General features: G+C 69.0%; 12 protein-coding genes and 1 pseudogene. 4 read left to right on the top strand and 9 right to left on the bottom strand.

All coding sequences use genetic code 11. The features are described from left to right. Positions 1–13: 13 nt before the first annotated feature. The 4 genes and pseudogenes from LRS10_RS24755 to greA all read right to left on the bottom strand — a co-directional run. Positions 14–223 (bottom strand): annotated as a pseudogene (locus tag LRS10_RS24755) (FdtA/QdtA family cupin domain-containing protein); the annotation flags it as partial. A gap of 130 nt (positions 224–353) precedes the next feature. Continuing rightward, on the bottom strand, positions 354–1367 hold the full coding sequence (gene pseG, locus LRS10_RS00765; RefSeq protein WP_257835579.1) for a UDP-2,4-diacetamido-2,4,6-trideoxy-beta-L-altropyranose hydrolase: 1014 nt from the start codon (positions 1365–1367) through the stop codon (positions 354–356). A 77-nt stretch (positions 1368–1444) separates the two neighbouring features. After that, positions 1445–2422 carry a mitochondrial fission ELM1 family protein gene (locus LRS10_RS00760; protein ID WP_257835578.1) on the bottom strand — a complete coding sequence of 326 codons (978 nt, stop codon included), beginning with the start codon at positions 2420–2422 and terminating at the stop codon, positions 1445–1447. A 10-nt stretch (positions 2423–2432) separates the two neighbouring features. Next, complete coding sequence (greA, locus tag LRS10_RS00755) at positions 2433–2906, bottom strand: transcription elongation factor GreA (RefSeq protein ID WP_257835577.1); 474 nt, start codon at positions 2904–2906, stop codon at positions 2433–2435. A gap of 192 nt (positions 2907–3098) precedes the next feature. On the opposite strand from greA, the gene LRS10_RS00750 reads away from it, so the two are divergent. Beyond that, positions 3099–3728: a glutathione S-transferase family protein gene (locus LRS10_RS00750; protein WP_257835576.1), complete on the top strand. Its 630-nt coding sequence runs from the start codon at positions 3099–3101 to the stop codon at positions 3726–3728. On the opposite strand, the gene LRS10_RS00745 is transcribed toward LRS10_RS00750, so the two are convergent. From LRS10_RS00745 to carB, 5 genes are all read right to left on the bottom strand, one after another. Beyond that, positions 3725–4231, bottom strand: a complete 507-nt coding sequence (locus LRS10_RS00745) for an ATP-binding protein (RefSeq protein WP_257835575.1) — start codon at positions 4229–4231, stop codon at positions 3725–3727. The two genes, LRS10_RS00750 and LRS10_RS00745, sit on opposite strands and share 4 nt — an antisense overlap. A gap of 11 nt (positions 4232–4242) precedes the next feature. Continuing rightward, positions 4243–5016, bottom strand: coding sequence for a glucose 1-dehydrogenase (locus LRS10_RS00740; RefSeq protein ID WP_257835574.1), 774 nt, complete (start codon positions 5014–5016; stop codon positions 4243–4245). A 200-nt stretch (positions 5017–5216) separates the two neighbouring features. Continuing rightward, a complete protein-coding gene (locus LRS10_RS00735; RefSeq protein ID WP_257835573.1) occupies positions 5217–5390 on the bottom strand; it encodes a hypothetical protein in 174 nt (57 codons plus the stop codon). Between the two features lie 203 nt (positions 5391–5593). After that, complete coding sequence (locus LRS10_RS00730; protein WP_257835572.1) at positions 5594–6289, bottom strand: VIT family protein; 696 nt, start codon at positions 6287–6289, stop codon at positions 5594–5596. A gap of 133 nt (positions 6290–6422) precedes the next feature. After that, positions 6423–9716 carry a carbamoyl-phosphate synthase large subunit gene (gene carB / locus LRS10_RS00725; protein ID WP_257835571.1) on the bottom strand — a complete coding sequence of 1098 codons (3294 nt, stop codon included), beginning with the start codon at positions 9714–9716 and terminating at the stop codon, positions 6423–6425. A gap of 127 nt (positions 9717–9843) precedes the next feature. Here carB and LRS10_RS00720 point away from each other — a divergent pair, with 127 nt between their 5' ends. From LRS10_RS00720 to LRS10_RS00710, 3 genes are all read left to right on the top strand, one after another. Next, entirely contained in the window at positions 9844–10191 is a 348-nt protein-coding gene (locus LRS10_RS00720; RefSeq protein ID WP_257835570.1) for a hypothetical protein, read from the top strand. A 220-nt stretch (positions 10192–10411) separates the two neighbouring features. Then, entirely contained in the window at positions 10412–13465 is a 3054-nt protein-coding gene (locus LRS10_RS00715) for a TonB-dependent receptor domain-containing protein (RefSeq protein WP_257835569.1), read from the top strand. Between the two features lie 101 nt (positions 13466–13566). Beyond that, positions 13567–13968, top strand: coding sequence for a cupin domain-containing protein (locus LRS10_RS00710; RefSeq protein WP_257835568.1), 402 nt, complete (start codon positions 13567–13569; stop codon positions 13966–13968). Positions 13969–13974: the final 6 nt, after the last annotated feature.

The following is a 13974-nucleotide window of genomic DNA, read 5'->3' as shown; positions in this document are numbered from 1 at the left end:
CGGCAACGTCGGGCCGGTCGAGCACCACGGCCTCGGTATGACCCTGCCTGGTGATGGTGAGGGTGAAGCTGCCCCGGAGGCAGAGGAAGCACTGGCGCAGCGTCTTGTGTCCGTGCGCGCCGCGACCCGAGCCCTCCGGAACATCGCGGATGTAGTAGGCCCGATGAACCGGGAAGCCGATGTGCTTGGAGACCTCGGCGACCCCGAGGATGCCGTTCTCCATGGGGATGGTCTGAAGCTGGACCAGGCGGACGCCGCCCGTCGCCAATTCAGCGCCCGCCCCCTTCGCCGCCGCTTCGCTCATACACGCCTCCCAGCGACTCGGAGCCTAGACAGGTTCGCGCCCCGAATGGTTAACCGCCGGCGCGAGCGGCGATGAGTTTGAGGAAGGCCTCGGCGACACGGCCCGCACCCAGGCCGTCGCAGACTTCGGCGCTGGCGGTCGCCAGACGACGACGCAGGTCCGCGTCCCGCAGCAGCCGCATGATGGCGCGGTCCAGCGCCTCGTCGAAATCGCTCTGTGCAGCCTCGATGATGATCGCTGCGCCGCGCTCCGCGAGGGCCTGGGCGGCGGCCCGCTGGTTGTCGGCCAGCACGATCATGATCGACGGCAGGCCCAGCGTGCAGCGCTCCCACGTGGATGAGCCGGCCGCGCCGACACCGATGTCCGCCTCAGCGGTCAGGCGCGCCATGTGCGGCGTATCCACGTGCAGCATCAGGCGCGAGTCGCGTCGCGCGATCTTGGCGAGGCCCGGGAGGCTGGGCGCCGACGCGCCGATGACGATGTCGAGGCCGGCGTCGCCGATCCGTGGCCGCAACCGTTCGACGACGCGCGCGGTGATGCCGCCCACGTCGGTGAGGCCCATCGCCACCAGCAGGCGCTGGACGGGTTCGCCGCGCCAGGCCAGCGCCGGCTCGCGCAAGGCGGCGAACTCCGGGCGGACAGGGGCGTGGTCCGGGCCCAGCAGCAGGCGCGCGCCCTCGGGGATCAGGCCGTCGTAGTCCGCCGCGGCGCGCTCGGGGCCTGAGTCGACCACGAGATCGGCGCCCAGAGCGCGGTTGGCCAGGTCGTCGATCACCAGCACCGGACGGCCCTGGGCCATTGCCCGGTGGTCGCGCTCGCCCAGCTGATAGTGGTCGAAGACGATGGCGTCGAACTGCTCGCGCCCCACCGCGGCCGCGAGGTCCCGCGGTTCGGCCGAGGCGGCCGAGAGGCGGGGGATCTCGGGTGCGAAGGCCTCGAGCACCTCGTTGGCGGCCGGCGGGCCGAGAAAGCCGAAGCTCGCGCCATGCGCCTCCAGCGCCTTGGCCAGCGTCAGCGAGCGCATGACGTGTCCGCCGCCGACCTTCTGGCCGGCGTCGACCACGAACAGGATGCGGGGGCCGCTGGGGGAGACTCATGGGCGCGGAGGAAAGGCCATCGCGTGGTGAATTGCAAAGGGCCTCAGGCGGAATTGCGGCCTCGCTGCGCCTGGGCGGCGTCGTAGCGCCGGATAAGTTCGCCGGCCGCGCGATCCGTCTCGGCCAGCGGCGCGCTGGTCCAGCTCTCGAGCCGGTCCTCGAAAGGCCGGGCAAGACCGCGTGCGCGCAGGTCGGCGTGGAAACGGGTGAGCTTCTCGCTGTGGCCCGGCATGGGCAGGACATAGACCGGTTTGCCGGTCGCGGCGGCGTCGGTCGCCAGGTTGGTGGAGTCCTCTGTCACCAGGACCACGTCGGCGGCGGCGAGGTAGGCGAAATAGGGGTTCGGGGGCCGCTCGTCCCAGATGACGCCCGGGAGGTCACCGAGCCGCGCCGACATGGCCGCGCGCGCGGCGGGGGGCGTGCGGCGGGTGAAGGACAGCATCAGCGAACCGCCGGCCGCGCGGACGGCGGCGGCGATGCGGTCGGCGAGCGCCGCGGCATGGGCCCGCGGCAGGTCGTGGGCCTTGGACTTGCCGCCGACGATCACCGCGACGCGCGGCGCCGTCAGGGTTGAGAGATCCGGGAATGCGGCGAGCTCGTCGGCGAGCCTCTTCGGCGTCAGACGGTTGGGCGCGCCCAGGATCGGGAAGACGTTGGCGCCGGCGAGGCGGTCATGCTCGGGCGGGACGACCAGGTTGAAGCGCTCGAGCGGCGCGCGCGGGTCCTGGGTCTGAACCACGAACGTGCGCCCCTTGAGGCGCGTCGACAGCGGCAGCGTTGCCCGTCCGGCGGCGATCCAGATGTCGGGCAGGGTGTCCGGCAGCCGTTCGGCGAGCGCCGCGGGCGGAATGAGCCGCCACGGCAGTCGGCCGAGGCCCCAGCGCCAGGCGATCCGCTTCACCGAGATCTCGGCCGGCCGGAGGCGCGCGACCGCCTCGGCAAGGCCGAGCGCCTGGGCCTCGATCCCCGCGCGGCCGTCCGAGACGGCCCAGATGGTCAGGGGTGGCGAGGTCGCCCCCATGCGGGCCGGGTCAGACCCACTCCACCTTGAGGATCTCGTAGGCCTTCACGCCGCCGGGGGTGTTCACCTCCACGACATCGCCGGTCTCCTTGCCGATGATCGCGCGGGCGATCGGCGAGGTGACCGACACGCGGCCCGACTTCACGTCGGCCTCGTGTTCGCCCACGATCTGATAGCGGGCCTCTTCCTCGGTGTCCTCGTCCACGAGGGAGACCGTGGCGCCGAACTTCACCTGGGTGCCCGACAGCTTCGAGACATCGATCACCTGGGCGCGGGCCATCTTGTCCTCGATCTCGGCGATCTGGCCCTCGATCCAGCCCTGGCGCTCCTTGGCCGCGTGGTACTCGGCGTTTTCCGAGAGGTCGCCGTGCGAGCGCGCCTCGGCGATGGCGGCGATCACGGCTGGCCGCTCCACCGTCTTCAAACGCTTCAGCTCTTCGTCGAGGGCCTTGTAGCCCTCGGCGGTCATCGGGACTTTTTCCATGGAGGTGATGACTCGAGTTCGCCCTGGTGATCTTGATCCGTTAGCCGGCCGCGGGCGCAGGCGTCCGGGGGCGGAGAGGTTAGGATTGTGCGCCGCAAAATTCAAGACCGGGTGAAGAGCGCCGCTATCCGAGCCGGCCGGCTGGCCCCAGGGTCCCGGAAAGCTTAGCTAAGGTCAAACCAGGAGACGCCCATGGCCGCCAAGCGCGGGATCACGCTGTACCACTCGCCGGCGAGCCGGGCGTTCACCGCCTACTGGATGCTGGAGGAGCTGGGCGTCGCCTTCGACGTCAAGACGGTGGACATCCGCAAGGGCGAGCAGAAGTCGCGCGAGTACCTGAAGCTCAATCCCGCGGGGAAGGTGCCGACCCTGACCGACGGCGACGTGGTCGTCAGCGAGAACCCCGCGATCGCGATCTACCTCGCCGACCGCTACAGCTACGGCGATCTCGCGCCGAGGATCGAGGATCCGGAGCGCGGCGCCTATCTGAAGTGGATGGTCTATTCCACCGCTGTCGTTGACCCGGTGGCCTTCCTGCATCGCCAGAACGTCGATGTCTCCGGCTTCTCGGCGGGCTTCGGGACCTTCGACGATATGGTCGAGGTGTTGTCGGCGGTGCTGATGGAGCGGAAGTATCTGCTGGGCGAGCGCTTTACCGCGGCCGACGTGGTGCTGGGCGCGACGGTCTCGTTCCTGCTGCACCGGCGGGTGCTGCCCGAGCATGCGGCCCTGGTCGACTACAACGCGCGGCTCCAGACGCGGGAGGCCTACCACCGCGCCGCCGACGCCGCCTGGCCCGCCGCCATCTTCCAGTCCGTCTAGGCGCTCTCGCTGACGATCGCGCCCTGGAGTTCGGCGGGTTCGGGGACCTCGAAGATGCCCTCGACGAACTCGAACATCTCGGGAGTCACGTCGATGGAAAAGTTCTCGCCGCGGACCACGTTGCGTTCGGCGACCCGGGCGCGACGGACCTCGGTGGGCGCCGTCACATAGTGGAACTGCAGCGGCAGTCCCGCGCCTTCGGCGATCTGCCGCACGCGGTCCCGGTCGGCCTTCCGCATCAGGCCGATGTCGAGGATCACCGGCCGTCCCGAGGCCAGCACGCCCGCGGCCGTCGACCAGATCTGCGCCTCGCAGCGCTGCACGCGCTCGATCATCCACTCGTACTCGATGGGGTCGGGCATGTCGGGGGCGAAGAGGCGCGCCATCCACTCGTCGAGAATGAACGGCACCGCGCCCTCCCGTCGGGCGAAGGCGTTGGCGTAGGTGGTCTTGCCGGCCCCCGAGGGACCGAAGAGGACGTGCAGGGTGGCGGCGTCGGACATGGGCGCGCCGTCTAGCGCGCCGTGAGGCCCCCGTCGATGACGAGTTCCGCGCCGGTGACGTATCGGCTCTCGTCGGAGGCCAGCCACAGGACACCCTCGGCGATGTCGGCGGGGAAGCCCTTCACCCCGAGCGGCACGAACATCGAGGTCATGGCGTCGAGGTCCGGCGGCTCATTCACCCCAGGTTGGCCGCCCATGACGGTGGTCCAGATGGGGGTCTCGATGACCCCGGGATGAACCGAGTTGCAGCGAACCCCGTCCTTGAGCGCGGCGCACTCCAGCGCCACGGCCTTGGTGAAGAGCCGCACGCCGCCCTTGGTGGCGCAGTAGCCGGCGAGGTTCGGGGCGCCGTTGAGGCCAGCCACCGAAGAGATGTTGACGATGCTGCCGCCGCCGCCCGCACGCATCAGCGGGAGCGAATGCTTCACGCCGAGGAAGACGCCATCGAGGTTGACCGCCGTCTGCTTGCGCCAGTCGGCCAGGGTCATATCGGTGATCGGGCAGCCCAGGCCAATGCCGGCATTGTTCACCAGGACGTCCAGCCGGCCGAACCGCGCCTTGGCCTCCCCGACGACGCGGATCCACGCGTCCTCGTCGGTGACGTCGTGGCGCAGATAGACGGCTTCGCCCCCCAGACTCCGGACGACTTCCTCGCCGAGGTGATCCTGGATGTCGGTGACGACGACCCTGGCGCCCTCTCGCGCCAGCCGCTCTGCGCAGCCGCGCCCGATTCCGCTGGCCCCGCCTGTGACCAGGGCCACCTTGCCGTCCACCCGTCCCGCCATGACGTCCTCCCGTGTCTGTTTGCCCTACGGCTAACACGGGTTCCGCCACGTCCGCTAAGGGCGCGGTAACGCCGCCCGGGCGCGGCAGGCGACCGCCTCGGGCGCAAGGCGAGCCAGGGCCCGCCCGCGCCGTCGGGACGGGACGCGCCTCGGGACGCCTGAAACGCCGCCCCGGTCAGGCCGGGGCGGTCGTCATGGGATCACTGCAGGTAGCTGGGCGTTCCGCCGCTACCGCTCATGATGCCGTAGATCAGGCCGATGGCGAGCAACACGACGACGACGATCATCGCCGTGCCCAGCAGCCCTTCGAAACGTTCCGCCAGATGCTTCGGCTTATGATGGCGGACTTCGCCATGATGCGGCTCGGTATGCATGACGCTTCCTCGCAAGCTGTTATGGAGCTCCACACTCCACGCCAGGCTGCGGCGGGCGCCGCTGGTTCGCCCCGAAGGCACTCACGCTCGGGCCGCCGGGGCGAGCCCTCAACGCCCGGCTCAACCGGGCGATGAGCGGAATCTGCGCCTCCGCTGAAAAAGGGTCAATCGACGAGCGAACACGGGTTTGTGAACGGCGGAGATCAGGCTGCGACGCCGAACAGGGCGCCGACGCCCGCCGTCGCCGCCAATGCGAGCGCGCCCCAGAAGGTGACGCGCAGCACCGGCCGCCAGCCGGCCGCGCCGCCCGTTCGGCCCCCGAGCGCCCCCAGCACGGCGAGGGCCAGGATCGAAGCGATGGCGACGAGCGGCGCGATGCGGGTCTCCGGCGCCAGCATCGCGACCATCAGCGGAATGGCTGCGCCCGTCGCGAAGGTCAGGGCCGACGTGACGGCCGCCTGGATCGGGCGCGCGGTCGTGATCGAGGAAATCCCCAGCTCGTCGCGGGCATGGGCGCCGAGCGCGTCCTTGGCCATCAGCTGATCCGCCACCTGGGCGGCCAGGGCGGGTTCCAGGCCACGGGCCACGTAGATGGCGGCGAGTTCCTGACGCTCGAACTCGGGCTGGGTCGCGAGTTCGGCGCGTTCACGCGCAAGGTCCGCGTTTTCCGTGTCGGCCTGGGAGCTGACCGACACATATTCGCCGGCGGCCATCGAGAAGGCGCCAGCGACGAGCCCCGCCACGCCGGCGAGAAGCACCTCGCTCCGGCCCTGGGCCGCCGCGGCGACGCCCACGACGAGGGCCGCGGTCGAGACGATGCCGTCGTTGGCGCCGAGGACCGCCGCCCGAAGCCAGCCGATCCGATCAACGGCATGCCGTTCAAGGTGGCGTGGGGCCATCGAGGTCCTGCTCCGAGCACGAAGACGCGGTTCGCGTCAGCTTCGCCCCATCGGGCACGCCCGCCAAGGCCGCGCCTTGATCCAGGTCATGGCCGCCGAGGCCCGCTCGACGCGAGCGCCGCCGCGGTCGGTGTCAGGCGTAGCTCTGCAGCGGCCGCACCTCGAGGGCGCCTTCCGCGGTCGCCGCAATCGCCCGGGCCGCTGCCAACGCGCCGGCGGCGGTGGTGAAGTAGGGGATCTTGCCCATGAGCGCGGTGCGGCGGATCTCGAAGCTGTCGAGCAGCGACTGCTTGCCCTCGGTGGTGTTGAAGACGAGCTGGACGTCGCCGTTCTTCATGGCGTCGACGATGTGCGGACGGCCTTCGAGGACCTTCTTCACCAGCTCGACCTTCAGCCCCTGCTCGGCGAGGTAGGTCTGGGTGCCGGCGGTGGCGAGCACGCGGAAGCCCTGATCGAGCATCAGGCGCACCGGCTCGACGATCCACGGCTTGTCGCTGTCCTTCACCGAAACGAAGACGCACCCGGTCTTCGGCAGCACCGTGCCGCCGCCGAGCTGGCTCTTGGCGAAGGCGCGCGCGAAGGCGGGGCCGGGGCCTTCGCCTTCGCGGATCCAGTCGAGGCCCATGACCTCGCCCGTCGAACGCATCTCGGGGCCAAGGATGGTGTCGACGCCGGCGAACCGGGCGAACGGGAAGACCGCCTCCTTGACGGCGACGTGGTCGTAGTCGCTGACGGCGAGGTCGAAGTCGGCGAGCTTCTTGCCGGCCATCAGCTTGGCGGCGATGGCGGCGATCGGTCGCCCGATGGTCTTGGCGACGAACGGCACCGTGCGGCTGGCGCGCGGATTGACCTCCAGGACGTAGATCCGGGGGTTGTCGCCCTGCGGCTCCTCGATGGCGAACTGGACGTTCATCAGGCCGCGGACCTCCAGCGCCCTGGCCATGGCCTCGGTCTGGCGCTTCAGCTCGGCGATGGTCTCGGGTTTCAGCGAGTAGGGCGGGAGCGAGCAGGCGCTGTCGCCCGAGTGCACGCCCGCCTCCTCGATGTGCTCCATCACCCCGGCGACGAAAACCTGGCCCGCATCGTCGCAAAGCGCGTCGACGTCCACCTCGGTGGCGCGGGAGAGGTACTGGTCGATGAGCACCGGGCTGTCGCCCGACACCTGCACGGCGGTGGTGATGTAGCGCTCGAGCTGTTCGTCGTCGCGGACGATCTCCATCGCCCGGCCGCCCAGCACGTAGGAGGGACGGATCACGACCGGGTAGCCGACCTTGTGCGCGGCGGCGAAGGCCTCGTCGCGGCTGCGGGCCAGAGCATTCACCGGCTGGGCGATCTTCAGCTTGTGCAGCAGCTGCTGGAACCGCTCGCGGTCCTCGGCGAGGTCGATGGCGTCGGGAGAGGTGCCGAGGATCGGGATGCCCGCATCCTCCAGCGGCTTGGCCAGCTTCAGCGGCGTCTGGCCGCCGAACTGCACGATGACGCCGATCAGCTCGCCGTTGGCGCGCTCGGTCTCGATCAGCTCCAGCACGTCCTCCGCCGTCAGCGGCTCGAAGTAGAGGCGGTCAGAGGTGTCGTAGTCGGTGGAGACCGTCTCCGGGTTGCAGTTGACCATGATCGACTCCACGCCGATCTCGTCGAGAGCGAAGGCCGCGTGGCAGCAGCAGTAGTCGAACTCGATGCCCTGGCCGATGCGGTTGGGACCGCCGCCCAGGATGATCGCCTTCCTGGCCCCCGAGGGCTCGCTCTCGCAGTCCGGGATCTGGCCCAGGGCGCCGATCTCGTAGGTCGAGTACATGTACGGCGTGTCGGCGCGGAACTCGCCGGCGCAGGTGTCGATGCGCTTGAACACCGGCCGGACGCCCAGCGCGCGGCGCTGTTCGCGGACTTCCTTCTCCGTCAGATGGCAGAGCTTGGCGAGGCGGGCGTCGGAGAAGCCCTGGGCCTTCAGCCGGCGGAAGCCGGCCGCGTCCGTCGGCAGGCCCTCGGCGGCGATGCGGGCCTCCTCCTTCACGATGGTCTCGATCTGGCGGAGGAACCACGGCTCGTAGCTGCAGGCCGCGTGGATCTCGTCGCAGGTGAGGCCGGCGCGGAAGGCCTGGGCGATCACGCGCAGGCGATCGGGCGTCGGCGTGCCCAGCGCCCGGACGATGGCCGCGTGGCCCATCTCGGGGTCGTCGGCGCTCTCGATGGCGATCTCGTCGAGGCCGGAGAGGCCGGTCTCAAGGCCGCGCAGGGCCTTCTGCAGGCTCTCGGCGAAGGTGCGGCCGATGGCCATCACCTCGCCCACGGACTTCATCGAGGTGGTCAGGTGGGGCTCGGAGCCGGGGAACTTCTCGAAGGCGAAGCGGGGAATCTTGGTGACGACGTAGTCGATGCTGGGCTCGAACGAGGCGGGCATGGCGCCGCCGGTGATGTCGTTGGCCAGCTCGTCGAGCGTGTAGCCGACGGCCAAGCGGGCGGCGACCTTGGCGATCGGAAAGCCGGTGGCTTTGGACGCCAGCGCCGAGGAGCGCGACACCCGGGGGTTCATCTCGATGACCACCATACGACCGTCGGCGGGGTTGATCGCCCACTGGACGTTTGAGCCGCCCGTCTCGACGCCGATCTCGCGCAGCACGTCGATGCTGCCCTTACGCATCCGCTGATATTCCTTGTCGGTTAGCGTGAGGGCGGGGGCGACAGTGATGCTGTCGCCGGTGTGGACGCCCATCGGGTCCACGTTCTCGATCGAGCAGACGATGATGCAGTTGTCCGCCTTGTCGCGGACGACCTCCATCTCATACTCCTTCCAGCCGAGGACGCTCTCTTCGATGAGCACTTCGGTGGTCGGCGACAGATCGAGGCCGCGGGCGACGATCTCCTCGAACTCCTCGCGATTGTAGGCGATGCCGCCGCCGGTGCCGGCCAGCGTGAAGCTCGGGCGGATGATCGCGGGGAGGCCCACGAACTCCAGGCCCTCCAGGGCCTCTTCCATCGTGTGCGCCGCCTTGGACCTCGGGCTTTCGAGACCCAGCTTGTCCATGGCGTCGCGGAATTTCTGGCGATCCTCGGCCTTGTCGATGACGTCGGCCTTCGCACCGATCATCTCCACGCCATAGGTCTTGAGCACCCCGCGGGCTTCCAGCGCGAGAGCGGTATTCAGGGCCGTCTGGCCGCCCATGGTGGGCAGCAACGCGTCGGGCCGCTCCTTGGCGATGATCTTCTCGACCATCTCGGGCGTGATCGGCTCGATGTAGGTGGCGTCGGCGACGTCGGGATCGGTCATGATCGTCGCCGGGTTCGAGTTCACCAGCACGATCCGGTAGCCCTCGGCGCGCAGGGCCTTGCACGCCTGCACGCCCGAGTAGTCGAACTCGCACGCCTGGCCGATCACGATCGGGCCGGCGCCGATGATCAGGATCGAGGAGATGTCGGTGCGTTTGGGCATCTTTTCTCGCGCGCAAGGACGGCCGCGCGGTTTGGCGCGCCCGACACCGGTTTGAACTGCAGGTTAAGCGGGCGATTTAGAGGGCATGGCTCCTCGGTGCAAGCGCGCCGCGACCGGTTGCGGCGACATGAACGTCGAATCCTCCGGGTTCCCCCAAATTTATCTTTTGAATCACGCAACTAACTGGGCGCTGAAGACCTCTTTTGACGAGAGCGCGCAGCCCTACGCGCCGCAATCCATCGGAGTGCCCATGACCCTGCTCGATCGAATCCCCACCCTCAGCGACGAGGAAGTGGTGAACCTCCTGACCAATGCGCGTCGGCTGAGCGAGCAGGGCGACGAGAAGCAGCAGGCGGCTGCGGCCGAGCTGCTGCCGGCGCTCGAGGACGAGGCCGAGAAGCGCCGCCAGGCGCGTATGGAGCGCACCAAGGCCAAGCGCGCCGCGGCGCGGAAGCCCCGGAAAGTCGCGGCCTGACAGTACAGTCAAGCTTATATTGGGAACGTCGTTCGTCGAAATTATAAGTAACGACAGTATGTCCCCGTTGTGACGAAATTGCTGCAGCAATCGTCGTCCAAGGTTTGCACAGTAAGACCGCCCGGTGACCACCGTCGCCGGGCGGACGTGTGTTGATGTTTCTACGCTTCCGCGTGGTGTGATCGACAGGCGTCCCTCGGGATCACGCCAGGGTTGCATCATGTTCTTGAAGTCCAGTCTGCTATCGTCCTCCGCCTTCGCCGGCGTCTCCGCGCTGCTCGTCATGGCCGCGCCTGCCGCCGCCCAGGACGCCGCTTCGCCGGCCGCCCCTGGCGACGTGGCCGTCGAAGAGCTGGTCGTCACCGGCTCGCGTCTGCGCCTGCAGGACTTCACCGCCCCGGCGCCGGTGAGCACCGTCACCAGCGAAGCGATCGCACGCTCGGGCATCACCAACGTCACCGATCTGATGCAGAGCTATCCGGCCCTGGTCGGCTCCACCGACAGTCAGGATCTGGCGAACGCCGGCAACCGGGCCTCGGTGGGCCTGAACTTGCTGAACCTCCGGAACCTCGGGGAGAAGCGCACCCTGGTGCTGGTGGACGGCCGCCGTCACGTGGCCGGCGACCCCGGCTCCTCTTCGGTGGACACCAACGCCATCCCGGTGGCCCTGATCGACCGGGTGGAGGTCCAGACGGGCGGCGCCTCGGCGGTCTATGGCGCCGACGGCGTGTCGGGGGTGGTGAACTTCATCACCAAGAAGAACTTCGAGGGCCTGGACATCCGCACCCAGTACAGCTGGTCGGACCTGGGCGGCGGCGAGACGAGCTTCCTCAGTGCGGTCGGGGGCAAGAATTTCCTCGGCGGCCGGCTGAACATCATGGTGGCGGGCGAATACTCCAACACCGATGCGCTCGCGCCGCAGGACCGCAAGTTCTCGCGCCCCGGCCAGCGCGAGGTGCTGATCAACAACCCGATGCGCTACGATAGCGGGCTGGATGCGTCGGTCTGGGGGACGTACGACCTCAGCTTCGCGCGCGACGTCCGCTACATCGACACGGCGACCGGCGGCGCGGTGTTCTCGAACGACAACGCCTCGTCGCGTTCGGGCGCCAACTTCCAGGGCGACGGCCAGCCCTGGCGCGACGGCCTCTACGCCGGCGGCTTCTCGATGATCGGCGGCTCGGGCACGCCGACAGACCTGTTCCAGACCGAGCTGCTGCCGGGCCTCGAGCGCTGGACCGGCTATGTGGCCAGCACCTTCGAGCTGAGCTCGAACCACCGACTGTTCGGCGAATTCAAGTACAACAACGCCAAGACCGCCTTCACCTCGCAGCCGACGTTCGACTACGGGATCTTCGTCCCGATCGACAATCCGTTCATCCCAGCCAGCATCCGCGCCAGCGCCCTGGCCCCGGGCGGGTGGGCGACGGCCGACACCTGGCTTCCCGAGCCTGGCGTGCTGGTCGGTCGCGACAACTTCGACCTGGGCCAGGTGCAGCGGAAGGTGGAGCGGGAGACGTTCCGCTCGGTGGTGGGCCTGGAAGGCGACCTGTCGCCGAACGTCGCCTACAACCTGTCCTACACCTACGGCCAGACCAAGGAGACCAACCGGGAGCTCAACAACCGGAACAACCTCCGCTGGTTCGCCGCCATCGACGCCGTGCGCGACCCGGCGACGGGGAACATCGTCTGCCGGTCCAGCCTGGATCCCAGCGCCATCCCGTACGGCGACCTCTTCGGCAACAGCATCGACGCGGCCGCCTGGACCAGCGTCTACGCCCCGAACGCGCGGGGCTGCGTGCCGGTGAACATCTTCGGCGACAACGTCTCGGATGAGGCGCGCGCCTGGATCAACGGCGTGGCCCAGTCGTCGGCCAAGATCGAGCAGCACGTGCTGAACGGGTACATCTCGGGGAACACGGAGGGCTTCTTCAGCCTGCCGGCCGGCCCCGTCGGCTTCGTGCTGGGCGCGGAGTATCGCAAGGAGAAGAGCCGCTACACGCCGTCGGACGACGAACTGCTGGGGGCGCAGTACGGCTATGACGTCACCTGGCTTGGCCAGGGCGCCATCAGCACCGGCGCCTTCGACGTCTACGAGCTGTTCGGCGAACTGGCGGCCCCGATCGTCAGGGACCTGCCGTTCATCCAGTCGCTGGACGTGAACCTGGCCTATCGCTTCTCGGACTACTCGACCATCAGCACCACCCACACGTGGAACGTGGGCGGCCAGTGGCGGGTCACCGACGACGTCATGATCCGCGCCAGCCGCGCGCGGGCGGTGCGGGCGCCGAACATCAATGAGCTGTTCCTGCCGCAGAGCCAGACCTTCCGCACGATCACGGACCCCTGCGACTATCGGAACGTGAACGCCGGCAGCCAATTCCGGCTCGCCAACTGCACGGCGGCGCTCGGCTTCGATCCCGTCGCAGCCCAGTTCATCAACACCACGTCCTCGTCCGTGGAAGGCGTCATCGGCGGCAATCCGAACCTCGGGCCGGAGAAGGGCGACACCTGGACCCTCGGGGCGGTGGTCACGCCGCGCTTCGCGCCGGGCCTGTCGCTGTCGGTGGACTACTACCGCATCCGCCTGAAGGACGCCGTGAACCTGTTCACGGCCAACACCATCATCGAGAGCTGCTACGACCTCGAGCAGCCGAACACCTTCTGCGACCTGTTCACCCGGAACGGGGCCGGGTTCGTGGACTCCTTCCAGGAGTATTCGGTGAACGTGTCGAAGTACGAAACCGAGGGCTTCGACATCGTGGCCCAGTACCGGTTCCGTCCGACCGACTTCGGGCTTGAGCGGGACCTGGGCGAGTTCCAGCTGTCGCTGGCGGCCAACCGCACGACGAAGCTGGAGTTCACCGAACTGGAGGGCGCCGATCCGTCGAGCGAGCTGGGCTACGCCGGCGCGCCGAAGTGGCAGGCCAACTTCGATCTGACCTGGATGTGGAACGACCTGGCGGTCAACTACGGCTTCAACTGGTTCGACAAGACGAAGCGTTACACCGACGAGCGTCGCGCCTCGAACCCGAACTATGTGCCGGAGAAGTACTGGTACTACTCGGAGCGCGCCACGCACGACATCCAGGTGCAGTACACTCTGCAGGATCGATATGCGCTCTATGGCGGGGTGAACAACTTCACCAACCAGCTGCCGGACCGCGGCACGACCGGCGTGGGCTCGACCGGCGCCGGGGCCTTCACCTCGGGCGCGACGCCCGTTGGGCCGCTGGGCCGCTACTTCTACATGGGCGTGAAGGCCAGCTTCTAGGAGCAACGCCTTCCGGGGCAGGGGCCCGCCGCGCCAGCGGCGGGCCCTTTGCGTTGCGGCGAGGGTTTGCAGCCCGGCGCGCGGTGCGCCATCGTCCGCCGATGCGAACCGCGCTCCTCATCTCGATACTCACCCTGGCCGCCGGGCCCGCGATGGCCCAGGCCGTGACCCGGCCGCTCGCGAGCCTCGACGCGACGCTCACCGGCCAGCCGATCACGGCGCCGTCGGGCCCGCTTCGGGTGACGGTGTCCGAGACCACGATCCCGGCGGGCGGCCGACTCGCCGCGCACAAGCATCCCTATCCGCGGGTGGTGCAGGTGCTCTCGGGACGCCTCAGGGTCACGAACCTCGACACCGGAACCGTGTCGGAGCCGAAGCCCGGGGACTGGCTGGTCGACGCCGTCGAGCAGTGGCACGAGGCGGTGGTGCTGGGCGACGAGCCCGTGCGGCTGATGACCATAGACCAGGCGCCGCCGGGGGCGGCCGTAACCATCCCCCGGTAAGGCTCG

The organism is Phenylobacterium sp. J426, assembly GCF_024699945.1.
GTDB lineage: Bacteria > Pseudomonadota > Alphaproteobacteria > Caulobacterales > Caulobacteraceae > Phenylobacterium.
The sequence above is the reverse complement of the archived record's forward strand: the minus strand, read 5'-3'. Positions and strand labels throughout refer to the sequence as shown.

Bases quoted from the DNA above. Each gene is read 5' to 3' on its own strand.
- LRS10_RS00710 (WP_257835568.1), top strand. From the start codon at position 13,567: ATGCGAACCGCGCTCCTCATCTCGATACTCACCCTGGCCGCCGGGCCC.
- LRS10_RS00740 (WP_257835574.1), bottom strand. From the start codon at position 5,016: ATGGCGGGACGGGTGGACGGCAAGGTGGCCCTGGTCACAGGCGGGGCC.
- LRS10_RS00750 (WP_257835576.1), top strand. From the start codon at position 3,099: ATGGCCGCCAAGCGCGGGATCACGCTGTACCACTCGCCGGCGAGCCGG.
- carB (WP_257835571.1), bottom strand. From the start codon at position 9,716: ATGCCCAAACGCACCGACATCTCCTCGATCCTGATCATCGGCGCCGGC.
- LRS10_RS00760 (WP_257835578.1), bottom strand. From the start codon at position 2,422: ATGGGGGCGACCTCGCCACCCCTGACCATCTGGGCCGTCTCGGACGGC.
- LRS10_RS00745 (WP_257835575.1), bottom strand. From the start codon at position 4,231: ATGTCCGACGCCGCCACCCTGCACGTCCTCTTCGGTCCCTCGGGGGCC.
- LRS10_RS00715 (WP_257835569.1), top strand. From the start codon at position 10,412: ATGTTCTTGAAGTCCAGTCTGCTATCGTCCTCCGCCTTCGCCGGCGTC.
- greA (WP_257835577.1), bottom strand. From the start codon at position 2,906: ATGGAAAAAGTCCCGATGACCGCCGAGGGCTACAAGGCCCTCGACGAA.
- LRS10_RS00730 (WP_257835572.1), bottom strand. From the start codon at position 6,289: ATGGCCCCACGCCACCTTGAACGGCATGCCGTTGATCGGATCGGCTGG.
- LRS10_RS00735 (WP_257835573.1), bottom strand. From the start codon at position 5,390: ATGCATACCGAGCCGCATCATGGCGAAGTCCGCCATCATAAGCCGAAG.
- LRS10_RS00720 (WP_257835570.1), top strand. From the start codon at position 9,844: ATGAACGTCGAATCCTCCGGGTTCCCCCAAATTTATCTTTTGAATCAC.